General features: G+C 60.8%; 25 protein-coding genes and 1 riboswitch. Of the genes, 11 read left to right on the top strand and 14 right to left on the bottom strand.

Going from position 1 to position 20,706, the window contains the following annotated elements:
- Nucleotides 1–9 precede the first annotated feature (9 nt).
- The 4 genes from NRB16_RS23285 to NRB16_RS23270 form a co-directional block, all read right to left on the bottom strand.
- Entirely contained in the window at nt 10–942 is a 933-nt protein-coding gene (locus NRB16_RS23285; protein WP_257107037.1) for a MerR family transcriptional regulator, read from the bottom strand.
- 3 nt (nt 943–945) lie between these two features.
- A complete protein-coding gene (locus NRB16_RS23280; protein ID WP_045483167.1) occupies nt 946–1,908 on the bottom strand; it encodes a DUF523 and DUF1722 domain-containing protein in 963 nt (320 codons plus the stop codon).
- A 328-nt stretch (nt 1,909–2,236) separates the two neighbouring features.
- Nucleotides 2,237–2,452: a TIGR02450 family Trp-rich protein gene (locus NRB16_RS23275; RefSeq protein WP_045483164.1), complete on the bottom strand. Its 216-nt coding sequence runs from the start codon at nt 2,450–2,452 to the stop codon at nt 2,237–2,239.
- Nucleotides 2,449–3,438, bottom strand: coding sequence for an NAD(P)/FAD-dependent oxidoreductase (locus NRB16_RS23270; protein WP_045483161.1), 990 nt, complete (start codon nt 3,436–3,438; stop codon nt 2,449–2,451). The genes NRB16_RS23275 and NRB16_RS23270 overlap by 4 nt, the downstream gene beginning before the upstream one ends.
- A 306-nt stretch (nt 3,439–3,744) precedes the next feature.
- Here NRB16_RS23270 and NRB16_RS23265 point away from each other — a divergent pair, with 306 nt between their 5' ends.
- Both NRB16_RS23265 and hemH read left to right on the top strand, forming a co-directional pair.
- Entirely contained in the window at nt 3,745–4,653 is a 909-nt protein-coding gene (locus NRB16_RS23265) for a TIGR01777 family oxidoreductase (RefSeq protein WP_045483157.1), read from the top strand.
- 8 nt (nt 4,654–4,661) lie between these two features.
- Nucleotides 4,662–5,687 carry a ferrochelatase gene (gene hemH / locus NRB16_RS23260; protein WP_257107036.1) on the top strand — a complete coding sequence of 342 codons (1,026 nt, stop codon included), beginning with the start codon at nt 4,662–4,664 and terminating at the stop codon, nt 5,685–5,687.
- Nucleotides 5,688–5,931: 244 nt separating this feature from the next.
- On the opposite strand, the gene NRB16_RS23255 is transcribed toward hemH, so the two are convergent.
- Both NRB16_RS23255 and upp read right to left on the bottom strand, forming a co-directional pair.
- Nucleotides 5,932–7,209 (bottom strand): uracil-xanthine permease family protein, encoded by a 1,278-nt coding sequence (locus tag NRB16_RS23255; protein ID WP_045483151.1) that lies wholly within the window; start codon nt 7,207–7,209, stop codon nt 5,932–5,934.
- Nucleotides 7,210–7,213: 4 nt separating this feature from the next.
- Nucleotides 7,214–7,852, bottom strand: a complete 639-nt coding sequence (upp, locus tag NRB16_RS23250; protein WP_045483148.1) for a uracil phosphoribosyltransferase — start codon at nt 7,850–7,852, stop codon at nt 7,214–7,216.
- Between the two features lie 200 nt (nt 7,853–8,052).
- Here upp and NRB16_RS23245 point away from each other — a divergent pair, with 200 nt between their 5' ends.
- The 3 genes from NRB16_RS23245 to NRB16_RS23235 all read left to right on the top strand — a co-directional run bounded on the left by NRB16_RS23245 (nt 8,053) and on the right by NRB16_RS23235 (nt 9,497).
- Nucleotides 8,053–8,610 (top strand): hypoxanthine-guanine phosphoribosyltransferase, encoded by a 558-nt coding sequence (locus NRB16_RS23245; RefSeq protein WP_045483145.1) that lies wholly within the window; start codon nt 8,053–8,055, stop codon nt 8,608–8,610.
- A 48-nt stretch (nt 8,611–8,658) separates the two neighbouring features.
- On the top strand, nt 8,659–9,138 hold the full coding sequence (locus NRB16_RS23240) for a hypothetical protein (RefSeq protein WP_257107035.1): 480 nt from the start codon (nt 8,659–8,661) through the stop codon (nt 9,136–9,138).
- A 65-nt stretch (nt 9,139–9,203) separates the two neighbouring features.
- Nucleotides 9,204–9,497, top strand: a complete 294-nt coding sequence (locus tag NRB16_RS23235; protein ID WP_253111735.1) for a PA4642 family protein — start codon at nt 9,204–9,206, stop codon at nt 9,495–9,497.
- 53 nt (nt 9,498–9,550) lie between these two features.
- Here NRB16_RS23235 and NRB16_RS23230 read toward each other — a convergent pair whose 3' ends face one another.
- On the bottom strand, nt 9,551–10,384 hold the full coding sequence (locus NRB16_RS23230; RefSeq protein WP_257107034.1) for an amino acid ABC transporter permease: 834 nt from the start codon (nt 10,382–10,384) through the stop codon (nt 9,551–9,553).
- Complete coding sequence (locus NRB16_RS23225; RefSeq protein WP_253111736.1) at nt 10,381–11,202, bottom strand: ABC transporter substrate-binding protein; 822 nt, start codon at nt 11,200–11,202, stop codon at nt 10,381–10,383. The genes NRB16_RS23230 and NRB16_RS23225 overlap by 4 nt, the downstream gene beginning before the upstream one ends.
- A 109-nt stretch (nt 11,203–11,311) precedes the next feature.
- Between NRB16_RS23225 and NRB16_RS23220 the strand changes: the two genes are divergently transcribed.
- Entirely contained in the window at nt 11,312–12,208 is an 897-nt protein-coding gene (locus tag NRB16_RS23220; protein WP_257107033.1) for a homocysteine S-methyltransferase family protein, read from the top strand.
- 128 nt (nt 12,209–12,336) lie between these two features.
- On the opposite strand, the gene mqo is transcribed toward NRB16_RS23220, so the two are convergent.
- Together mqo and NRB16_RS23210 are read right to left on the bottom strand one after the other, a co-directional pair.
- Complete coding sequence (mqo, locus tag NRB16_RS23215) at nt 12,337–13,848, bottom strand: malate dehydrogenase (quinone) (RefSeq protein WP_253140570.1); 1,512 nt, start codon at nt 13,846–13,848, stop codon at nt 12,337–12,339.
- A 664-nt stretch (nt 13,849–14,512) separates the two neighbouring features.
- The gene (locus NRB16_RS23210; protein ID WP_045483128.1) at nt 14,513–14,746 is read right to left on the bottom strand and encodes a hypothetical protein; all 234 of its coding nucleotides are present in this window, start codon (nt 14,744–14,746) and stop codon (nt 14,513–14,515) included.
- Nucleotides 14,747–14,925: 179 nt separating this feature from the next.
- Here NRB16_RS23210 and NRB16_RS23205 point away from each other — a divergent pair, with 179 nt between their 5' ends.
- A complete protein-coding gene (locus NRB16_RS23205; protein ID WP_045483125.1) occupies nt 14,926–15,507 on the top strand; it encodes a YajG family lipoprotein in 582 nt (193 codons plus the stop codon).
- Nucleotides 15,508–15,576: 69 nt separating this feature from the next.
- Here the strand turns inward: NRB16_RS23205 and NRB16_RS23200 are convergent, their stop codons facing one another.
- Nucleotides 15,577–15,798, bottom strand: a complete 222-nt coding sequence (locus tag NRB16_RS23200) for a hypothetical protein (RefSeq protein WP_045483122.1) — start codon at nt 15,796–15,798, stop codon at nt 15,577–15,579.
- Between the two features lie 148 nt (nt 15,799–15,946).
- Entirely contained in the window at nt 15,947–17,116 is a 1,170-nt protein-coding gene (locus tag NRB16_RS23195; protein ID WP_045483120.1) for a 1-acyl-sn-glycerol-3-phosphate acyltransferase, read from the bottom strand.
- Nucleotides 17,117–17,254: 138 nt separating this feature from the next.
- Between NRB16_RS23195 and NRB16_RS23190 the strand changes: the two genes are divergently transcribed.
- Genes NRB16_RS23190 through NRB16_RS23180 form a run of 3 tightly spaced genes read left to right on the top strand, consistent with a single transcriptional unit; the run spans nt 17,255 to nt 18,324 of the window.
- Nucleotides 17,255–17,437, top strand: coding sequence for a CPXCG motif-containing cysteine-rich protein (locus tag NRB16_RS23190; protein ID WP_045483118.1), 183 nt, complete (start codon nt 17,255–17,257; stop codon nt 17,435–17,437).
- Complete coding sequence (locus tag NRB16_RS23185; RefSeq protein WP_045493784.1) at nt 17,437–17,697, top strand: putative signal transducing protein; 261 nt, start codon at nt 17,437–17,439, stop codon at nt 17,695–17,697. The genes NRB16_RS23190 and NRB16_RS23185 overlap by 1 nt, the downstream gene beginning before the upstream one ends.
- Before the next feature lie 3 nt (nt 17,698–17,700).
- Nucleotides 17,701–18,324 (top strand): SOS response-associated peptidase, encoded by a 624-nt coding sequence (locus NRB16_RS23180; protein ID WP_045483116.1) that lies wholly within the window; start codon nt 17,701–17,703, stop codon nt 18,322–18,324.
- Nucleotides 18,325–18,327: 3 nt separating this feature from the next.
- Here the strand turns inward: NRB16_RS23180 and NRB16_RS23175 are convergent, their stop codons facing one another.
- The gene (locus tag NRB16_RS23175; RefSeq protein WP_045483114.1) at nt 18,328–18,780 is read right to left on the bottom strand and encodes a methyl-accepting chemotaxis protein; all 453 of its coding nucleotides are present in this window, start codon (nt 18,778–18,780) and stop codon (nt 18,328–18,330) included.
- A 291-nt stretch (nt 18,781–19,071) separates the two neighbouring features.
- Between NRB16_RS23175 and NRB16_RS23170 the strand changes: the two genes are divergently transcribed.
- The gene (locus tag NRB16_RS23170; RefSeq protein WP_257107031.1) at nt 19,072–19,890 is read left to right on the top strand and encodes a M48 family metallopeptidase; all 819 of its coding nucleotides are present in this window, start codon (nt 19,072–19,074) and stop codon (nt 19,888–19,890) included.
- A 3-nt stretch (nt 19,891–19,893) separates the two neighbouring features.
- Here the strand turns inward: NRB16_RS23170 and NRB16_RS23165 are convergent, their stop codons facing one another.
- Entirely contained in the window at nt 19,894–20,478 is a 585-nt protein-coding gene (locus NRB16_RS23165) for a TMEM165/GDT1 family protein (protein ID WP_045483111.1), read from the bottom strand.
- Nucleotides 20,479–20,565: 87 nt separating this feature from the next.
- Nucleotides 20,566–20,685: riboswitch (yybP-ykoY riboswitch) on the bottom strand.
- Nucleotides 20,686–20,706: the final 21 nt, after the last annotated feature.

Here is a 20,706-nt window from a genome sequence, read left to right as displayed (position 1 = left end):
AGGATCGGGTTAGATAAGGCCGAGTCTGTTCAACTCGCCATAAGCCTCAAGCGGGTCACGGGCCAGGCTCAGATTGGCGATCCCGTGGGTGTATACGGGCAATTGGTCATGATGGATCACCACGGCCGGCCCGCTGAGCAGGATTGGGCAATGGATGTTGCCCAGCAGTTTGGGCAGTTGTGGCAGGTTCAGGGTTTTGCTGGCATACAGCAGCACGGCGCGAGGGCTCAGGTATTCACAGGCCAGGGCCAGTTCACCCACCGGTAACGGGCCGTCGAACACCTCCACCGGGCAGTCGGCGCTGCTGACCAGCCAGGCCGCCAGCCACAGGTGCGGCTCCATGGGCCGGTCCGACTGGTTGACCAGTAACACCACCGGGCCGCTGAGCTGACGGTTGTTGTGATAGATGCGGGCGCCGAACTTGCTGCGTAGCCAGGAATGGAAAAACATCCGCTCCATCTGGCTGCCGAACTGGCTTTGCCAGCGCTGTTCCAGATCGGCCAGCAGTGGTATCAGCAATTGCTCGCACAGGGTGCGTGGCGGGTACAGCGACATGGCCCGGTTGAACAGGTCATCGATGCGTCGTTCGGCCAGTTCGCTGATGGCCTGCAGCAGCGTCTGACGCAGCGTTTGCCAGTCGTTACCGGGGCTGACCGGGGCCGGGCTTTTACTGTCGAGCAAGGCCTTGACCTGACTGACCGCCACGCCACGGTCCAGCCAGGTGAGGATGGCCATGACCCGTTGCACGTGTTCATCGGAGTACAACCGGTGACCCTTGGCGGTGCGGTGCGGCACGATCAGCCCGTAGCGTCGCTCCCAGGCCCGCAAGGTCACAGCGTTGACCCCGGTCTGGCGGGCCACTTCACGAATGGGCAGCCAGTCGTTGGGCAAGTGCTCCGGTTGCGGTTGTTGCGCGGCGTCGTCGAGTGCGAGTGTGTTCATGATTCAGATAGCGTTTCGCAGGCTGAGCGGTTCCGGGTGCGGTTGCATATAAACCTGCAGCGCCACATACGGGTCCGGGTGTTGACGAAAATGATGCTTGAGCAGGGTCAGCGGCACGATCAGCGGCACGATGCCCTGGCGGTACTGGAGGATCAGGTCGTGCAATTCTTGCCGGGCATCGGCATCCAGGGTCTGCTTGAGGTAGCCGCTCAGGTGCTGCAGCACGTTGGTGTGGCTGCCGCGGGTGGCGCACTTCTTCAGGGCTTGCATCAGTTGGCTGAAATAATCCGGTCCGACCTGGTCGGGGTCGCTGCGGCCCATGCTGCCCAGCAGCTTGCCCAGCGCCCGGTATTGCTGCACGTCACAGGCCATGAGCTGGTACTTGTAGCGTGAGTGAAATTCGGTCAGGGCGCGGCGGCTCAGGCCCTGTGCGAGCAATTGCTGCCAGGCGGTGTAGGCGTAAACCCGGGTAATGAAATTCTCGCGCAGCACCGGGTCATTGAGGCGGCCGTCTTCCTCCACCGGCAGGTCGGGATGCTGCGCGCAGAATGCCTGGGCGTAAATCCCCCGGCTGCCGGTCTCGAATGGCGCGCCGTTGTCGCGGTAGACCTTGACCCGCTCCAGGCCGCAGGAGGGCGACTTCTGCATGAAGATGTAGCCGCTGATCCCGGTCATTGCCCCGGCCATGTGCTGGCCATACTCGGCCAGCTCACGGGTCACGTTGAGGTCTGTGTGTACGGTGCCCACCGCCTGCGGCGCGTCGGGGTCACCGACCAGGCGGATCGTCTCGCGCGGGATGCCCATGCCGATCGCCACTTCCGGGCAGGCGGGGATGAAGTCGAAGTAATCGCTGAGTGTGCGGGTGCACAGGTCCGATTGTTTGTGGCCACCGTTGTAACGAACTTCAACGCCCATCAGGCAGGCACTGACGCCCAGTTTGGGTTTATCGGTCACAGGCTGGAGCATCGCACACCTCAGAACTCAAGAACTTGTACAGATGACATTGCTTGTACAATCTGAGTTCATCTTAGATGTGGGGTTGTACAAGTCAAATTTTTTGTACAGGGTGCGGTTGTTGCCGTTGATCTTGATCTTCGAAGCGAGATGGCACAGACGACGCAGATCGCGACTTGGGTGCAGGCCGAAGGTAGGCGTCGATTCGGGGGAGAAACTGCCAGGGAAGCCAGCTTCTCGCCTGGCAGGGCGAATCCAGCAGATCAGTCAACGCGATGCAGGATTTTCCATCGGTCTAAATACCAATTCGCGGCTAAAGCGGATCGCCGCCCGGCCGCTCCTACTTCCAACCCATCCGCCAGCGCTGCGCATCCTGCAACACCTGCCAGGCCAGGCGCTCAGTACGTTGAGTCAGCACAGCCTGCAACTCGATCTCCAGCACCGTGCCTTCCTCGTCACGGAACAGTTCGGTGACCAGAAAGTGCTTTTCGCGATTCTGCGGGGTTGCTGCCGTCCACTTCGACAGCAGCAGTTTGCGGGGGTTGATGCGGTTCAACGGGCCAGATGCTCAATCAGTCGGTTTGCCGCTTGCTGGCCACTGAGCCAGGCCCCTTCGACGCGGCCCGACAGGCACCAGTCGCCACACACATAGATGCCCAGGTCGGCATCGGACAGTGCGCCCCATTCATGCGTACCGGAAGGCCGCGCATACAACCAGCGATGCGCGAGGCTGAACACTGGCGCTGGCATAGCGCAACTGATCAGTTCGGCAAAGGCGCCATGCAAGTGCTCGATCACTTGCTCTTTGGGCATGTCGACGTGCTCGCGGCTCCAGGTGCTGGTGGCGTGCAGCACCCAGGTATCGAGCTGGCCCTCACGCCCTGGCTTGCTACGGTTGCAGGCCAGCCAGTCGAGCGGGCTGTCCTGCACGAAGCAGCCTTGCAGCGGAGTATCAAGGGGCGTGCTGAACGCCAGTGCCACCGCCCAGGTCGGGTCCATCTTGACCCCGGCCACAACCGAGGCCAGTTTCGGTGCCCCGGCCAGCAAGGTGGTGGCCTGTGGCGCTGGCGTGGCGATGATCACGTGGCTGAACGGGCCATGGGTTTTGCCCTCGGCATCCTGCAGGCTCCAGTGACGGCTACCGCGGAATACCTCGGTGATGCGGCAGGAAAAAGTCACCGGCAGATCGTCGAGCATGGCGCGGGTGATGGTGCTCATGCCGGGACTGCCGACCCAGCGCACCTGTTCATCCGGGGACGGGCTGAGCCGGCCGCCATGGTAGTTGTACAGCGAAGGTTTCCATTGCTCGACCCAGCCATTGGCTTGCCAGTGGTTGACGACGGCGACGAAACGACGGTCGCGGGCGGTGAAATACTGCGCGCCCATGTCCAGCGAGCCGGCATCACTGCGCTTGCTGGACATGCGTCCGCCGCTGCCGCGGCTTTTGTCGAAAAGGTGAACGGCATGCCCGGCGCTGGAGAGGGCCTGGGCGGCGGAGAGTCCGGCGATACCGGTACCGATGATTGCGATAGGTACAGTCATAGGGGCCTCGTTACCTTGTCTGCACAGACTACGCCGTCCTGAAAACCTGTACAATCTTCTTCGTTGGTATAAGTTGCAGCCGTTCACATATAAGGGCATGAAGGCACTGCAACTCGTACGGTCCGTAACGGTCAGTCTGTAGCTAATAGACAATGGGCCAACTGCCACGGTTCGGGCAGTAAAGCTCCAATCCTTTCAGGTGTGGCCTATGGTTCAGCAAAAGGGTTCACTGCAGAACATCAACAAGCACAGCCTGCAAGAAATAGACTACTTCAAGGCCATTAACGCCACTCAAGGATACCCCTCATGCACATCTTGCTGACCGGTGGTACAGGATTGATCGGTAAAGCGCTTTGCCAGTTCTGGCAGCAGCAAGGACATCAACTCACGGTCTGGAGCCGTCGCCCCGCCGAGGTGCGCAAGGTGTGCGGCGATGGGGTGCGAGGTATCGCCAAGCTCGCAGAACTCGATGGCCAGACGGTGGATGCGGTGGTCAACCTGGCCGGTGCGCCGATTGCCGACCGGCCCTGGACGCGCAAGCGGCGCTTGCTGCTCTGGGAAAGCCGGATTGGCCTCACCGAACAGTTGCTGGCCTGGCTTGAACGCCAGACGCAGCGGCCGCGAGTGCTGCTCTCAGGTTCCGCGGTGGGTTGGTATGGTGATGGCGGCGAGCGTGAACTGGACGAGGGCCAGCAACCGGTCAAGGACGATTTTGCCAGTCATTTGTGCCAGGCCTGGGAAGAAACTGCCCAGCGTGCCGAGCCGCTCGGGATGCGGGTGGTGCTGCTGCGCACCGGGCTGGTGTTGTCGGCTGACGGCGGGTTTGTCAAACGCATGCTGCCGCCGTTTCGTTGCGGTCTGGGCGGGCCGATTGGCAATGGCCGGCAGTGGATGCCGTGGGTGCATATCGACGACCAGATTGCGGCGATAGATTTTCTGTTGAACCACAGCGAAGCCCGCGGTCCTTATAATCTCTGCGCGCCAGCCCCGGTGCGCAACCGCGAGTTCGCCAAGACCCTGGGTAAAGTGCTGCACCGCCCGGCGTTGCTGCCGCTGCCGGCGCTGCCCCTGCGTATTGTGCTGGGCGAAATGTCTGACCTGTTGCTCGGCGGTCAGCGCACGCGCCCGGCACGCCTGCACGAGGCCGGGTTTGTTTTCCGTTTTACTGAACTGCACGATGCCTTGGGTAACGTGCTGGCTTCCTCTTCGAAATAGGACCTTGCATGACCGATCATGCGCTGTTGCTGATCAACCTGGGCTCGCCAGCCTCCACCAGCGTGGCTGACGTACGCCGTTACCTCAATCAGTTCCTGATGGACCCTTATGTGGTCGACCTGCCGTGGCCGATCCGCCGCCTGCTGGTGTCGCTGATCCTGATCAAGCGGCCCGAGCAGTCGGCGCATGCCTATGCGTCGATCTGGTGGGACGAGGGCTCGCCGCTGGTGGTGCTGAGCAAGCGTTTACAGGCGAAGATGCAGGCGCAGTGGCAGCATGGCCCGGTTGAACTGGCCATGCGCTATGGCGAGCCGTCCATTGAGTCGGTACTTGAGCGCCTGGCCGGCCAGGGCATCCGCCAGGTGACGCTGGCGCCGCTGTACCCGCACTTTGCCGACAGCACGGTGACCACGGCGATTGAAGAGGTCAAGCGGGTGGTGCGCGACAAAGGTCTGGACATGCAGTTCAACCTGCTGCCGCCGTTCTACGACCAGCCTGAATACCTTGAGGCACTGGTGCAGACCACCCGTCCGTACCTCGAGCAGCCTTACGACCACCTGTTGCTGAGCTTCCACGGCTTGCCGGAGCGCCACCTGCGCAAGCTCGACCCTACCGGTAAATTCCGCTTTCAGGATGATGAAGCCTGCATGAATGCCCCGGCTGAGGTACTGGCCACCAACTATCGGGCGCAGTGCATCCAGTCGGCAGCGGCGTTTGCCAAACTGGCGGGCATTGCGGATGGCAAATGGTCAGTGTCGTTCCAGTCGCGTCTGGGGCGCGACAAATGGATTGAACCCTACACTGAGCAACGGCTGGATGAATTGGCCAGCAAAGGTGTCAAGCGCCTGTTGGTCATGTGCCCGGCGTTTGTCGCTGACTGCATCGAGACCCTGGAAGAAATTGGCGACCGCGGTGCCGAACAGTTCAAGGAAGCTGGCGGTGATGAACTGGTACTGGTGCCGTGCCTGAACGACGATGAGCATTGGGCGGTGGCGCTCAATGCGCTCTGTGAGCGAACTGCCGCGCCTTTGTAAGCGCGCGGCCGCAGGGGCGTTTTTAACCGCAATACCGTTCGTTTAGGCGCCGCAAATCTTTGTGGGAACGAGCTCGCTCGTGAAGAGGCCGGTAAAGTCACAGCATCTGCTGCGAATGTGCCGGCCTCTTCGCTACCAAGGTAGCTCCCACCGGGGACATAAGGCACTTGACTGACCAGTATTGGTTTTAACCGCGAAGCTTTCGCAGCTGAAGCTGCTCCTACGAGGCTATCGCTCAGCGCCTTCAGGGTGCCTGGTCTTCCAGCGGCTTCTTCTTCCAGCCGTCATTACCCGGCAGGATCAGGTTGAGGAAGATCGCGGTGATCGCACACAGGGCGATGCCCTTGAGGCCAAAATCATCAGGGCCGGTGCCGGTGCCGATCAGTACGCCGCCGATACCGAACACCAACGTTACCGAGACAATCACCAGATTGCGTGCTTCGGCCATGTCCACCTGATGGCGGATCATGGTGTTGAGCCCCACCGCGGCGATAGATCCGAACAGCAGGCACAAAATACCGCCCATGACCGGCACCGGGATGCTCTGCAGCAGCGCGCCGAATTTGCCAACGAACGCCAGGCTGATGGCAAAGATCGCCGCCCAGGTCATGATTTTCGGGTTGTAGTTCTTGGTCAGCATCACTGCGCCGGTTACTTCGGCATAGGTGGTGTTGGGCGGACCGCCGAACAGGCCGGCTGAGGTCGTGGCGATACCGTCACCTAGCAGAGTGCGATGCAGGCCGGGCTTTTTCAGGTAGTCGCGGCCGGTCACGCTGCCCACCGCGATCACCCCGCCGATGTGCTCGATGGCCGGAGCCAGGGCCACCGGAACGATGAACAGGATCGCCTGCCAGTTGAATTCCGGCGCGGTGAAGTGCGGCATCGCCAGCCAGGGTGCGGCGGCGATCTTGGCGGTATCGACCACGCCAAACCAGAACGACATGCCAAAGCCCACCAGCACGCCAGCGATGATCGGCACCAGGCGGAAGATGCCTTTGCCGAACACCGCCACGATCAGCGTGGTCAGCAACGCCGGCATGGAGATCCACATGGCCGTCTGGTAATGAATCAGTTCGGCGCCGTCACCGGCCTTGCCCATCGCCATGTTGGCCGCGATCGGCGCCATGGCCAGGCCGATGGAGATCACCACCGGGCCGATCACCACCGGCGGCAGCATGCGGTCGATGAAACCGGTGCCCTTGATCTTTACTGCGATGCCCATGAAGGTGTAGACGAAGCCTGCCGCCATGACCCCGCCCATGGTCGCCGCCAGGCCGAACTGGCCCTTGGCAAGAATGATCGGGGTGATGAAGGCAAAGCTCGATGCCAGGAACACCGGCACCTGACGGCCAGTGACCAGTTGGAACAGCAGGGTGCCCAAACCTGCGGTAAACAGCGCAACGTTCGGGTCGAGTCCTGAAATCAGCGGCATCAGCACCAGGGCGCCGAACGCCACGAACAGCATCTGCGCCCCAGACAGCACCGTGCGCCACAGCGGGTCGTTGAACTCATCGTGTTTCATCGGCTCAGGCGTCCTTCTGCTTGGTGCCGAAGATCTTGTCGCCGGCATCGCCCAGGCCCGGGATGATGTAGCCGTGCTCGTTCAGGCGCTCGTCAATCGAGGCGGTGTACACCAGCACATCCGGGTGAGCCTTTTCGACGGCGGCAATGCCTTCTGGCGCGGCGACCAGGACCATGGCGCGAATCTCGCGGCAACCGGCCTTTTTCAGCAGGTCAATGGTGGCGACCATCGAGCTGCCAGTGGCCAGCATCGGGTCGATAATCATCGCCAGACGCTCGTCGATGCCGTCGACCAGCTTCTCCAGGTAGGTATGCGCTTGCAGGGTTTGCTCGTTACGGGCAACGCCTACGGCACTGACCTTGGCACCGGGAATCAGGCTGAGCACGCCGTCGAGCATGCCGATACCGGCACGCAGGATCGGCACGACGGTGATTTTCTTGCCGGCAATCTTCTCGACTTGCACCGGGCCGGCCCAGCCCGGAATTTCGTAGTTTTCCAGCGGCAGGTCGGCGGTTGCTTCATAGGTCAGCAGAGCGCCAACTTCCTGAGCCAGTTCGCGGAAATTCTTGGTGCTGATGTCGGCGCGGCGCATCAGGCCGAGCTTGTGGCGGATCAGCGGATGACGGATTTCACGGATGGGCATGGGAAAGGCTCCTGGATACGGGCAAAAAACGGCCTAGATTAATCGATCAAGCGGTGACTGTCTTACGCCGCTTGCAGTATTGTCTGACGCACTTGGCCTTCAATTGAGCAACATCGGCAACGTTAGTCGATATCTGCTTGCTCCGAGTCACCTGCTTGCGTACCTTTGCCGGTTTTTCTCATTGTTATCTGGAGCGATTCATGTCCGCTGATCTCGAGCATATCCGTCAAATCATGCGCGAGGCTGACTGCCTGTACACCGAAGCCGAAGTCGAGGCTGCCATCGCCCGGGTCGGCGCGCAGATCAATGCCGAACTGGCCGACAGCAATCCCGTGGTGTTCTGTGTGATGAACGGCGGCCTGATCTTTTCCGGCAAACTGCTGACTCACCTGAACTTCCCGCTGGAAGCGTCGTACCTGCACGCCACCCGCTACCGCAACGAAACCAGCGGCGGCGAGCTGTTCTGGAAGGCCAAGCCGGAAGTGTCGTTCATCGACCGTGACGTGCTGATCATCGACGACATCCTCGATGAAGGTCACACCCTGGGCGCAATCATCGATTTCTGTCGCCATGCCGGTGCCCGTGCAGTTCACACTGCCGTGCTGATCGATAAGGATCATGACCGCAAAGCACGGCCTGACCTGAAAGCCAACTATGTGGGCCTGCCGTGCATTGACCGCTATATCTTTGGCTATGGCATGGATTACAAAGGCTACTGGCGTAACGCCGCAGGCATTTATGCGGTCAAAGGAATGTAATTGACGGCCTGACTGCATGGCAGGTCAGGGATAAGGAGAGGCAGGTAAATGAAATCGTTGATGATGACCGGTGCGCTGACGCTGGCCCTGCTGGCGGATGTGGCGCTGGCCGCGCCGATGCACGAGCAATACCTGCCGCCTGACGACCTGAACCTGCGTGAGGGGCAGCCGGAGCAGCAACAGCTGATGCTGGTCACTGAGTACTCGGTGGTGGTCGGCAACCAGCGACCGTCCAATCAGCAGCCGATACCTGTGACCGCGCCGCTGTCGATCAGCCTCAAAGGCAAACCGCTTAATAAAGGCGCGACCCTTAGCGAGGTGCAGATTCATTTCGACGGTGAAAGCAAAAGCCTGAAAAAGCCCAGCTTTGATCCGGCGACCCGTACCCTGACCCTGTCTTACCCGCAGTCGCACTACCGCACTCTGGTGGACCTGCTGCGCAACGAGAAGGTCTATTGCCAGTTTCTGACCTACGCCAACGGCCACGTCTGGGCCGATCTGCATACCGCAGGCACAAAGCCGCGTTGAGTGGTTTGGCTGGCAGATATAAACTGCCTGCCCCGTGAAAGTGAGCGCGACAGCTGGAGCCCGCAATGCGTAAAGACAAGAAGCAGATCATTGGTGACGAAATCGGCGACGAGCAGATCAAACTGTTCCTCGACTTTGAACCGTTCGACGCCACTTCGCCGTCGCTGCACAAACTCATCAAAGCCTATCGTGGCCTGCGTATCGACGACTTCGAGCGGTTTCTGGTGTTCTTCCGCGAAGCTGGCCTGGACCTGAACGGCAAAGACGAACAAGGCAACACCTTCGTCGACCTGATCAAGGACCAGCGCAACGCCGACGACTACATCGCCCTGATCGAACAAGCCCGCGCAGCAGCCTGAGCGGCAGGCGGACTCGTGGCAGGGGCTTGAGCTCAAGCCCCTTCTGCAAGCGTTCAGTTGCGCGGCTGATACGCCTTGCCGTAATGCCGCTCCATCCTTGCCTGCAACAACTCCAGCCCGATCGACATGATCCAGTACAACACCGCCGCGGTGGTCAGCATCTCGATGTAGCGATAACTCGACCGCCCGTACGACTGCGCCAGAAACATCACCTCCCAAACCCCCATCACCGAAATCAGCGATGAATCCTTGAGCATCGAAATGAACTGATTGGTGGTCGGCGGAATAATCGTGCGCATCGCCTGAGGCAGGGTAATCAGCCAGAACACCTGCAGTGGCGTGAGCGCCATGGCCATGGCTGCTTCACGCTGCCCGGCCGCAACGCCGATGATGCCCGCCCGGAAAATCTCGCTCAGGTACGCGCCGTAGTTCAACGACAGCGCAATGATCCCGGCGGTCACCGCCCCCGGCACCACGCCAATCTGCGGCAGCCCCAGATAAATCAACAGAATCTGGATCAGCAGCGGTGTGCCGCGAAAGAACGACGCATAGAAACTGGCGATCCCGAACGCCACCGCACTGCGCGATAAACGCGCCAGCGCGGCAACAAAACCCAGCAGCACCGACACCGCAATCGAGCAGATGCACACGAACAGAGTCAGCACCGCGCCTTGCAGAAAGCCGTTAGGGGCCAGGCTCAGGCCGATCAGGTTCGGCAACTTGTCGAGGATGATCGAGAACTTCAGATCGAAGCTCAGGAAAAAACCGGCAAACAGGGCGAACATCGTCGCCCAGGTCAGGTACAGCCGGGTCCGAAAGCCGAACACGCGCTTGAGCAGGCTGGTCTTGGCCTGCTCAGGTGGGCGTTGTGAAGGAAACTGGGTCATTTACTGATATCGGCGCCGATCCACTTTTGCGACAGCTTGCTCAGGGTGCCGTCCTTCTTGAGTTCTTCGAACACCTCGCGGACCTTGGCATTCCATTCGGCATCGCCTTTCTCGATGGCGACGAAATTCGGCTCTTCATACAGCGCCGCGCCGGCCAGCTTGAAGCGCTTGTCCTGATCCAGACGCGGTTGGGCGGTAACCAGGTTGGTCAGTACGGCATCCAGGCGCTTGCCGGCCCCCAGGCCCAGATCCTGAAACGCCACGTTATCGTTGTCATAAGGGGCGATCTGCACGTTTTCGAATGGGTACTCCAGCGGCTTGCCGGTGCTGCCTTCAATCACCAGGTTCTTGTTCAGGTAGCTTTCGTAGCTCGAGGCGCTGGTCAGGCCCACTTTCTTGCCGCTCAGATCCTTGGCCTCATGAATCCGCTCATCCTTGGCGTTGACCACGATTACTGCTGGCGAGGCGTAGTATTCCACCGGGAAGTCGAAGACCTCGGCGCGGGCCTGGCTCGGGGTCATCGAACAGATGCAGATGTCATAGCGACCGCTCCAGCGGCCGGCGGCGATCACGTCCCAGGAGGGAGTCTCGAAGCGCGCCTTGACGCCCAGCTTCGCGGCTACGGCCTTGGCGACATCGACGTCAAAACCATCAAGCTGGTTCTGATCATTGAGAAACGAGAAGGGCGGATAGCTTTCCATCAGCACATTGACCAGCTCTTTGTTGTCCTGCACCCGTTGCAGAGTGGCGCCCGCCAGAACCTGGCTGGAGACGGTCAGGGCAAACAGGCCGATAGCTGCAAGCGCACGTAGTTTCACGTCAGATCCTCAAAAAATGGTTGTTGTTTGGATAAAGGCGCGTATTAAATACGTTATATAGGGCTCAATTCTAATGAGTCTTTTTCATATGTATATAAGCAGGTCAAATATGACTCAAGGTTCGACGGTAATTCTTGATGGCGGCATGGGCCGGGAACTGCAACGTCGTGGTGCACCGTTCCGTCAGCCGGAGTGGTCGGCGCTGGCCCTGACCGAGGCGCCCGAGGCGGTAGTGGCGGTGCATGCGGCGTACATCCAGAGCGGTGCGCGGGTGATTACCAGCAACAGCTATGCGGTGGTGCCGTTTCATATCGGTGAGGAGCGTTTCGCTCGTGAAGGCCAGGCGCTGGCCACCACCGCCGGGCAACTGGCGCGCCAGGCCGCTGATGCCGCTGGCGGCCGGGCGCTGGTGGCTGGCTCTTTGCCGCCACTGTTTGGCTCCTACCGTCCTGATCTGTTCGATGCCAGCCGTGCCGACGAGATCCTCCAGCCACTGGTGCGTGGCCTGGCGGCGCACGTCGACCTGTGGCTGGCCGAAACCCAGAGCGCAATTGTCGAAGCGCGGACCATTCGCGCAGGCCTGCCGGCTGACGGCAAGCCGTTTTGGCTGTCGTTCACTCTGCAGGATGAAGACACCGATGACACCCCGCGACTGCGCTCCGGCGAGCCGGTGGCCGATGCCGCGCGAGCGGCGGCCGAGCTAGGTGCTGCAACCCTGCTGTTCAACTGCAGCCAGCCGGAAGTGATCGGCGCGGCGATTGATGCCGCCCGCGCGGTGTTTGCCGAGCTGAATGTGCAAATCGGGGTAGGGGCCTATGCCAACGCCTTCCCGCCACAGCCCAAGGACGCCACCGCCAACGATGGTCTGGATGAGCTGCGCGAAGACCTCGACCCGCAGGGCTACCAGCAATGGGCCGCCGATTGGGTCAAACGTGGCGCGACCCATATCGGCGGCTGCTGTGGAATCGGCCCGGAGCACATCGCTGTGTTGGCCGAGAGCCTCTGAAAGCCCGCGATGTGACAGGCGCTCACTCGGGTCCGGTAGGAGCGGCTTCAGCCGCGAATCCAGCTAAAAAAACAAAACCCCGTGGCTCACTGAGCGCACGGGGTTTTGTTTATTCGGCTTTCAAGGCATCAGGCGATGCTTTGTGCCTCGGTCTGCTGCTGCTCGATCAGCCCCAGGGCCTTGTCGCTCTGGGTGCTGATGCGCTTGTACAGCTGGGCATCGCTGGCCAGCTCTTTTTCGCGAGCCGGGAAGATCTCGTTGAGCTTGGCGCTCCACGCACCCTTGGCTTGTTCAGGGAAGCAGCGTTCGATCAGGTCGAGCATGATCGATACGGTCACCGATGCACCCGGCGACGCACCGAGCAGGGCGGCCAGCGAGCCATCAGCGGCCGAGACCAGCTCGGTGCCGAATTGCAGCACGCCGCCTTTTTTGGCGTCTTTCTTGATGATCTGCACGCGCTGGCCGGCAATCTCCAGGCGCCAGTCTTCGGCCTTGACCTGCGGGTAGAAGCGGCGCAGCGAATCCAGGCGCTGTTCCATGGTCTGGCGCACTTCGCTGATCAGGTACTTGGTCAGGTCCATGTTGTCGCGGGCCACCGACAGCATCGGCTTGATGTTCGACAGGCGCACCGAGAACGGCAGGTCCATGAACGAGCCGTGCTTGAGGAACTTGGTGGTGAAGCCGGCGAACGGGCCGAACAGCAGCGAAGTCTTGCCGTCCACCACGCGGGTGTCGAGGTGCGGAACCGACATCGGCGGCGAACCTACGGCGGCCTGGCTGTAGACCTTGGCCTGGTGATGCTTGACCACTTCAGGATTGTCGCAGCGCAGCCACTGGCCGCTGACCGGGAAGCCGCCAAAGCCTTTGCCTTCTTCGATACCGGACATCTGCAGCAGTTGCAGCGCAGCGCCACCGGCACCGAGGAATACGAAGCGGGCGTCGATCTCACGGCTGCTGCCGTTGTTGACGTCCTTGACGGTGACGGTCCAGCCCTTGCCATTGCGGGTCAGGTCGGTGACGCGCTTGTTGTACTTGACCTGGGCATCGGGCTCGCTGGCCAGGTGCTTGAGCAGCTGGTTGGTCAGAGCGCCGAAGTTGACGTCAGTACCATTGGCCATGTGGGTGGCGGACAGCTTCTGATCGGCTGGGCGGCCGGCCATCATCAGCGGCATCCACTCGGTCATCTTGCTGTGGTCTTCGGTGTACTGCATCGAGGCGAAGGCGTGATGCTGGCGCAGGGCCTCGAAACGCGCCTTGAGGAAGGACATGTCTTTCTCGCCCTGCACGTAGCTCAGGTGCGGGACGGGATTGATAAAGGTGCGGGTCGTTTCGAAGCTGCCCTTGCGCACCAGATAGGACCAGAATTGCTTCGAAACCTCGAACTGGGTGTTGATGTGCACGGCTTTTTTGATGTCGACCGAACCGTCGGCAGCCTGCGGGGTGTAGTTCAGTTCGCACAGCCCGGCGTGACCGGTGCCGGCGTTGTTCCACGGGTTGGAACTTTCCGCAGCGCCGGAGTCCATCAGTTCGACGACCTCCAGTTTCAGGCTGGGGTCGAGCTCTTTGAGCAGTACCGCCAGAGTGGCACTCATGATGCCGGCTCCGACCAATACCACGTCGACTGCTTCGTTATGCGCCATTAACGCGTCTCCAAAATCTGCTGCACCCAATTGACGGCCTGCGATCCCGAGGCTGGATGCCAGGTATTGAGGGCATGAACCGCATTCATGCTACGCACGTCCTGGCCGGGATCGAGGGTCCGATTCTTCGCAATGTTTTGCATCTCTCGCGCAGGCCCCGGTCAGACTGTTCAAGGGTTCATAATGACTATGAACGCATTTTCCAGCATGCCGGGCCATTCGACCATCGTCAGGACGCTGCGCAGCGACGTTCGACCCTGCCGGGTGAGGCCGACGGAAACGTTAAAGGTACATCTTCAAACCTGTTCATGTGCTCGCCACACTCTTGGAAGTTGTGAAACCCGTTATTTCGCGCTCTTTTGGACACGCGAACCAAACCTCAAAAAGGGCTGCGAGGGCAGCTCTGGCATGCCCGGCTATCACAGATGAGACGGCGGCGGCGGGAAAGGTTCGATCGGATTCGAGCCATTGCCTACCAGCCATCGAATTATCGCGATGCAAGCGGACTGCGTGGGCGGCTCTCTGTGGGCGTTGCGGGGGAGCTAATTTCGTGGATTAGCGATGCAGCGAGGCCCGATCAGGAGACGTCCTTATAATCGGGGGGAGATTATAGCGATGAAACATCGGGAATTGATCGGCCTGTTTGACTTTTATCGCGATTAATTCAGGCAGCCAGCAGCTCACGTGCTACCAAACGGTCTGCACGCGGTGCAATCCGGGCGCTGGCGGGCAGAGGCTGGCCGAGCCACGCCATGCGTTGTTCAGTCACTTCGACCCATTCATTGCCTGCTGGAGCCTGGCTGCAGTGCTTCAGTGCACGGCAGATACCCTGCTGGTCGATGCGGGCATAGTGGCGAAGGGCAGGGCGGACGCTGAACAGAGACTGGAAAAAGCCCATGACGGTGCTCTCGTTTGTTGATTGAGGCTAGCTTGGCGGCTTGACGTGACACCCTGATTACAGCCCGGCCAGACCGGAACCATCAGCGCGAACCGGTGGTCGGATTTTCAGCTATCAGGCAGTTGCGGTGCGCCGCTATACTCCCGGCATCGATTGCTGGCCCCCATGGAGAAATAAACATGCTGCGTCGCGTTTTGTTTGGTCTGCTTGCTGTAAGCAGTTTGACTCTGGTCGGTTGTGCCCACAGCCCGCAACAACTGAGCCCGCAGCCGCGTATCACTGCGCAATTGGCGCCGGTGGGGCATGGCCAGCCGGTCGTGGTACGGGTGGTGGATGGGCGTCAGAGCCAGACCCTGGGCACGCGCGGCGGCATGTACCCTGAAACCAGTTCCATCACCGTCAATGGCGCCGACCTGCTGCCTAAACTGCAGGCCCAGGCCGAAGCCGCCGTCCGCCTGCTGGGCTTCACTCCGACCCAGGGCGGTAACGCCCCGCAACTGACCGTGACCCTGGCCGACCTGCGTTACCAGTCGCCCAAAGAAGGCATGTATGTAACCGAGGCGACCATCAGCTCGACCTTCCGCGCTGACGTGCGCAACAACGGCCGCAGCTACAACGGCCGTTATGCAGCGTCGCTGGACCAGCGCTTTGGCATGGCGCCGAACCAGGAAACCAACACCAAGCTGGTTGGCGATGTGTTGAGCGATGCCCTGACCCGGGTGTTCCAGGACCCGACCATCGGTAGCACGCTGTCTCAGTAACCGTGCTGCAGATGTAAAAAAGCCCGGCTCTCGATCAGAGGCCGGGCTTTTTCGTTGTGGCTGCGTTGATCAGTGATTCACCGCCGCTGCGGTGGCCACGGAAAAATCCAGAAAGCTCAGGCCGGTGTCCGGGTCTTGCTCAGGCAGGTCGTGATGTTGATGACCGCCCAGAGCGCAATAGACCAGCCAGCGGCGGTCGTGGACATTGAAGGCCAGGCCGTCGATAAGCTCCTGCTGCTCATCGCTTTGGGCGATGAGGTAGAGACGGTCCTGATTGTTGGCGTGCAGCATGTCGACTCCAGAATGTACGGGCGTTCCCTGCAAAATGCCTGGCAAGTGCCAGGCTCCCTTTTGAAGGGCCATACAATGGCGTGGCTGGATGACAAGCCGGTGACAGCGGAGCAGAAAATGGCAGCCTCCGGGCGGCTGCCATTGAGCCTCAAGGCAGGGCCAGACCGGCCTTGATCCGGTACTGATTGCGCACCGGAGTCGCATATTGCTGGATCAGATACGGGCGATGCTCGGCAGGGCAGCCTGCCAGGCGCGTTTCCCACTCAGCTTTGGCCTTGGCCAGTTCTTCGGCGCCAAACAGCTCATGAGCCTGCGGCACGCTGAGGCTTGCGTCGCGCTCGCTCCACTGCGCCCAGGCCAGGTAATGCACCGGGAACAGCCGGTAACCGGTAAGAATCTGCCGGTCGATTTCTGCGGCCAGTTGTTTGGTGTCTTCGAACTGGTCGCTGATCGGCGGCGCGAAGTTCACATGCACCCGGCCTTTGTAGCCGGTAATGCCCAGGGCAATGCTGATGTCGTCTTCGCCCGGGGTCTTGGCGTAGCTGCCAGTGGTGGCACGGATGTACAGCTCACGGGCCTTGGCCTGGTCGCACGGGTCGTACTCGTAACTGATCGATACCGGGCTAAGATTCAAGGAGCGAATCACCTCACCGAACGGCTCGTCCTTGCGGCTCATGTGGAACATCTTGAGGATTGCCGACTCGGTACGGTCGTCGCCGTCCTTGGCCCGCCCTTCGGCCTGCGCGATCCAGATTGACTGGGTATCGTGAGTGATCGAATGGTTGATATAGGCCGACAGCAACTGGTAGGCAGCCATCTTTTCGCGGCGGCCGCTGATCGAGCGGTGCACGATGAAGCTTTTGTTCAGGCGCATCAGGTCGCTGACGAACGGCTTTTGCAGCAGGTTGTCGCCAATGGCGATGCGCGGCGTGGGCAGGCCGGCGTGATACACCGCATAGTTGACGAAGGCCGGGTCCATCACGATGTCGCGGTGGTTGGCCAAAAACAGATAGGCACTGCCGGACTTGAGCTGTTCAACGCCGGCGTAGGTCACGCCGTCGGTGGCGCGCTCGATGGTGTGATCGACGTACACCTCGATCTTGTCCTGCAGGGTCGCCACCGAATTGATGCCGGCGAACTCCTTGCGCAGTTTGCGGGCCAGGGCCGGTTGCAGGAACCAGCCGAAGGTGTTGGCCAGGCGCGGAAAGCGGAACTTGGTCAGGGTCGCGAGGAAGGCCTTGTCGCTAAGCAGACGCGCCAGTACAGCAGGCACCTCGGCGTCGTCATAAGGTCGGATGGCATCAAATTCGCCCATCATGCTCTCTTGTAGGGGGTGGGAACGGATACAGGTATGAAAAGGCTGGTCTGAAATAAACAGATAGCAAAATCCGGATTCAAAAAAGGATCAGCCTTCGAACGGACGCTGATTATACGCAAATCTTACGGAGCAGACCTGATGCAGGAATTACAGAGTTATGACTGCCCCTATTGTGGCGAGCCGGTCGAGACGCTGCTGGATCTTTCTGGTGGTGATCAGCAGTACATAGAAGATTGCCAGGTGTGCTGTCGGCCGATTGTTTTCGACCTGCGCACTGATGGTGAGCACTGGAGTCTGGATGTGCGCAGCGAGAATGAATGATGCAGCGAATCTACGAACCTGAGCATTTGCTGGAAGGGGAGCTGCTATTGGCGATGCTGGCCAGCGAGGGCATCGAGGCGCATATGACCGGCCGTGACCTGCTCGGTGGGGCAGGGCATCTGCCGGTCAGCGGCCTGCTGGGCATTGTGGTCTGCGATGAACAGGTGCAACAGGCACTGCAGCTGATCAATGCGTACAATGCCGCCTTGCCTGTCGACGCTGACGAGCCCGACAGTTTTCCTGATGTACTGGTGTGCTGAACTATGTGTGGACGCTATGCCCTGTTTCGCTGGAATCGTGACTTTGCCGCCATACCGGGGTTTCCATCCGATCAGCAGCCACAGTGGAACATCTCCCCGACGCAATGGGTCTTGATGCTGCGTGCCGATGAACAGGGCGCTCCTACCCTGGCGCGCGCGCGCTGGGGGCTGACGCCGGCCTGGCTGACCGATTTGAGCCGCACCCCGGCCCATGCCCGCGCCGAAACCGTGGCCGAGCAGCCGATGTTTCGTGAGGCGTTTTCTCAGCGGCGCTGCCTGCTGCCGGCCAACGGCTTCTATGAATGGCGCGGCAATGCCCGCAAGCAGCCCTTCTGGCTGACGCCCGCCGAAGGCTCTTCGCTGTTTTTCGCGGCCATCTGGGAACGCTACCCGGTGCAGGAGCAGGAGTGGCTGAGCGTTGCGGTGGTCACTCAGCCGGCCATGGATCAGCGCCGGCCGCTGATACTCGACGAAGACGGCCAGCGCGCCTGGCTAGACCCGAAGACCCCGGAGCACGTCTTGCAAGGCTTGCTGGCTGCGCGGCAGACGCAACTGCGCGAGCGGCCGCTGGCCAACCTGATCAATGATCCGGCTCTGAATGGGCCGCAGTGCCTCACGCCTCTCTAGCTTTCAGACCTTGAACTGATTGATCAACCGCCGTTGCTGCTCTGCCAGGCGGATCGGGTCGGTGTCGTCCTGACGCGGCACCACCGGGCGCGTGCGGCCGGGCGTTTGGGTAACATCCCGGCCTTGTACCTGCCGCGTTGCGGCGTGGATGGCGCTGTTGAGGGCCAGCAGGTTGGCCTGGTCGGCAAGGTTGCGCATCCGGGGGCGAAGGGCGTCAGCATTGACGTCTGTGTGTGGCAGGCGCTGTATCAGGTTCATGGCATCAGCGATGCCCTCATGGCGGTCGGCTTGTTGCTGTGGGCGGCGCGCGACCCTGCTGGCGGCCAGCCAGATCAGCAGCAACCCTGCCACACCGGGCAGCAGCCCGACCAGGCTGCTACCGGGCAACGCCGCTATGCCTAGCGTCAGTGTGCCTGTCAGTGACGCGATGGAAAACCGGATCGACTTGCGCTTCATGGCAACTCCAGACCGAACAGCCCCGTTCTTTAGCGGGTGTCCACAAAATGGCTGCACTCGGCAATACGGCGTTCGCCTATTTTGTAAACACCCTCTTAGTACTATCGCCCGCTGCCGGAAAATCATGAAGCCTGGCCGACAACGAACCCTGGCAGCATGATCCAGCAAGTCTGTTACAGGCCAGGGAACTATCGGGCGTTTTTTGCGGACCAAGGGGCGATTGGCGGAGCGCTGGCGCACAAGCTCTGTACGGCCTAGGATGACCGCCAAGCCTGTAAGGAGAGTTACGTGATGCGTCAGTCTTTTGCCATTTGCGCCGTTGGCGCTGCCGTACTGCTGGGCGGCTGCCAGGCAGTTAACACCACCACCGGTGACTCGGTAGGGGTAGAGCGCAAGCAATACATGTTCAGCATGCTGTCGACCGAAGAGGTCAACAACATGTATGCCCAGTCTTATCAGCAGACCGTAGGCGAAGCCTCAAGCAAGGGCGTGCTGGATACCACCAGCAGCAATGCCAAGCGCGTGCATGCCATCGCTGACCGGTTGATTGCCCAGGCTCCAAAGCTGCGTCCGGACTCGGCACAGTGGCAGTGGGAAGTGAATCTGATCAAAAGCGACGAACTCAATGCCAACTGCGGACCGGGCGGCAAGATCATTTTCTATACCGGGTTGATCGAGAACCTTAACCTCACTGACGATGAGATCGCAGCCGTTATGGGCCATGAAATCGCCCATGCCCTGCGTGAACATGGCCGCGAGGCGATGTCCAAGGCCTATGGTGTGGCGATGGCCAAACAGGGCGCTGGCGCGTTGCTGGGGTTGGGCCAGGACAGCCTGGCGCTGGCCGATACCGTGGTCAATTACAGCCTGACCCTGCCCAACAGCCGCAGCAACGAAAATGAAGCCGACCTGTTGGGCCTGGAATTGTCGGCCCGCGCCGGTTACAACCCCAACGCGGCGATCACGCTGTGGCAGAAAATGACCCAGAAGGCCGGCGGTTCGACGCCGGAATTCATGAGTACCCACCCGGCCTCGCAGAACCGCATTGCCTCGCTGCAGGCGGCAATTCCCAAGGTCATGCCGCTTTATGAGCAAGCGAAGAAGTCCTGAGTACTACAGCCAGCCGCTGATCTGCATCGCCTTGTACACCGCAACCAGCGCCATGACCAGAAAGGCGCTGGCTGCCAGGCGACGAATCAGGGTCAGGGGCAGTTTCTCGGCGGCGAAATTACCGGCCAGCACCACCGGCACGTTGGCGATCAACATGCCGAGGGTGGTGCCCAGAATCACCAGCCACAGGTAGCTGTACTGGGCCGCGAGCATCACCGTGGCGATCTGGGTCTTGTCGCCGATTTCGGCGATGAAGAAGGCAATCAGGGTGGTCATGAACGGGCCGAACTTGCGCGCGGTACTGGTTTCGTCATCGTCCAGTTTGTCTGGTACCAGGGTCCACAGCGCCGTGGCGGCAAAGCTGGCAGCCAGGATCCAGTGCAGTACGACATCCGAGAAAAACTGCCCGACCCAGGCGCCTACGGCACCTGCTGCGGCATGGTTGGCAAGGGTCGCAGCGACGATACCGGCAATGATCGGCCAGGGTTTGCGAAATCGTGCGGCAAGGATCAGCGCCAACAGTTGCGTTTTGTCGCCTATTTCGGCGAGGGCCACGATGGCGGTGGGGATAAGAAGAGATTCCAGCATCAGGTTTCCAAGGGCGGGTCGACACGGCTAATGACACGTACAGCCTCCCCGCCCTGGGTAAGGTTGTGCGTGTCATAGGTCTTGTCAAACCCTGCTCCGTCTGACGCGGATTGCGGGTCGCACGCACCATGGCCTGCGGGCCAAGTATGTTGATGCATGCCGGACGAGCCGGTGGCTCGCGGGAGACTACTCCCCTAGGACGGAGCGGATTCTGCCTAGCTCGCACGG

The organism is Pseudomonas sp. LJDD11 (assembly GCF_024584215.1).
Lineage (GTDB): Bacteria > Pseudomonadota > Gammaproteobacteria > Pseudomonadales > Pseudomonadaceae > Aquipseudomonas.
The sequence above is the reverse complement of the archived record's forward strand: the minus strand, read 5'-3'. Positions and strand labels throughout refer to the sequence as shown.

What these genes read in the sequence shown, in the direction of transcription:
- hemH (WP_257107036.1), top strand. Translation starts at nt 4,662, where the DNA reads ATGACCGATCATGCGCTGTTGCTGATCAACCTGGGCTCGCCAGCCTCC.
- NRB16_RS23265 (WP_045483157.1), top strand. Translation starts at nt 3,745, where the DNA reads ATGCACATCTTGCTGACCGGTGGTACAGGATTGATCGGTAAAGCGCTT.
- NRB16_RS23190 (WP_045483118.1), top strand. Translation starts at nt 17,255, where the DNA reads ATGCAGGAATTACAGAGTTATGACTGCCCCTATTGTGGCGAGCCGGTC.
- NRB16_RS23210 (WP_045483128.1), bottom strand. Translation starts at nt 14,746, where the DNA reads ATGGGCTTTTTCCAGTCTCTGTTCAGCGTCCGCCCTGCCCTTCGCCAC.
- NRB16_RS23170 (WP_257107031.1), top strand. Translation starts at nt 19,072, where the DNA reads ATGCGTCAGTCTTTTGCCATTTGCGCCGTTGGCGCTGCCGTACTGCTG.
- NRB16_RS23200 (WP_045483122.1), bottom strand. Translation starts at nt 15,798, where the DNA reads ATGCTGCACGCCAACAATCAGGACCGTCTCTACCTCATCGCCCAAAGC.
- NRB16_RS23240 (WP_257107035.1), top strand. Translation starts at nt 8,659, where the DNA reads ATGAAATCGTTGATGATGACCGGTGCGCTGACGCTGGCCCTGCTGGCG.
- NRB16_RS23175 (WP_045483114.1), bottom strand. Translation starts at nt 18,780, where the DNA reads ATGAAGCGCAAGTCGATCCGGTTTTCCATCGCGTCACTGACAGGCACA.
- NRB16_RS23270 (WP_045483161.1), bottom strand. Translation starts at nt 3,438, where the DNA reads ATGACTGTACCTATCGCAATCATCGGTACCGGTATCGCCGGACTCTCC.
- NRB16_RS23255 (WP_045483151.1), bottom strand. Translation starts at nt 7,209, where the DNA reads ATGAAACACGATGAGTTCAACGACCCGCTGTGGCGCACGGTGCTGTCT.
- NRB16_RS23165 (WP_045483111.1), bottom strand. Translation starts at nt 20,478, where the DNA reads ATGCTGGAATCTCTTCTTATCCCCACCGCCATCGTGGCCCTCGCCGAA.
- NRB16_RS23185 (WP_045493784.1), top strand. Translation starts at nt 17,437, where the DNA reads ATGCAGCGAATCTACGAACCTGAGCATTTGCTGGAAGGGGAGCTGCTA.
- NRB16_RS23220 (WP_257107033.1), top strand. Translation starts at nt 11,312, where the DNA reads ATGACTCAAGGTTCGACGGTAATTCTTGATGGCGGCATGGGCCGGGAA.
- mqo (WP_253140570.1), bottom strand. Translation starts at nt 13,848, where the DNA reads ATGGCGCATAACGAAGCAGTCGACGTGGTATTGGTCGGAGCCGGCATC.
- NRB16_RS23245 (WP_045483145.1), top strand. Translation starts at nt 8,053, where the DNA reads ATGTCCGCTGATCTCGAGCATATCCGTCAAATCATGCGCGAGGCTGAC.
- upp (WP_045483148.1), bottom strand. Translation starts at nt 7,852, where the DNA reads ATGCCCATCCGTGAAATCCGTCATCCGCTGATCCGCCACAAGCTCGGC.
- NRB16_RS23205 (WP_045483125.1), top strand. Translation starts at nt 14,926, where the DNA reads ATGCTGCGTCGCGTTTTGTTTGGTCTGCTTGCTGTAAGCAGTTTGACT.
- NRB16_RS23285 (WP_257107037.1), bottom strand. Translation starts at nt 942, where the DNA reads ATGAACACACTCGCACTCGACGACGCCGCGCAACAACCGCAACCGGAG.
- NRB16_RS23235 (WP_253111735.1), top strand. Translation starts at nt 9,204, where the DNA reads ATGCGTAAAGACAAGAAGCAGATCATTGGTGACGAAATCGGCGACGAG.
- NRB16_RS23180 (WP_045483116.1), top strand. Translation starts at nt 17,701, where the DNA reads ATGTGTGGACGCTATGCCCTGTTTCGCTGGAATCGTGACTTTGCCGCC.
- NRB16_RS23195 (WP_045483120.1), bottom strand. Translation starts at nt 17,116, where the DNA reads ATGATGGGCGAATTTGATGCCATCCGACCTTATGACGACGCCGAGGTG.
- NRB16_RS23280 (WP_045483167.1), bottom strand. Translation starts at nt 1,908, where the DNA reads ATGCTCCAGCCTGTGACCGATAAACCCAAACTGGGCGTCAGTGCCTGC.
- NRB16_RS23230 (WP_257107034.1), bottom strand. Translation starts at nt 10,384, where the DNA reads ATGACCCAGTTTCCTTCACAACGCCCACCTGAGCAGGCCAAGACCAGC.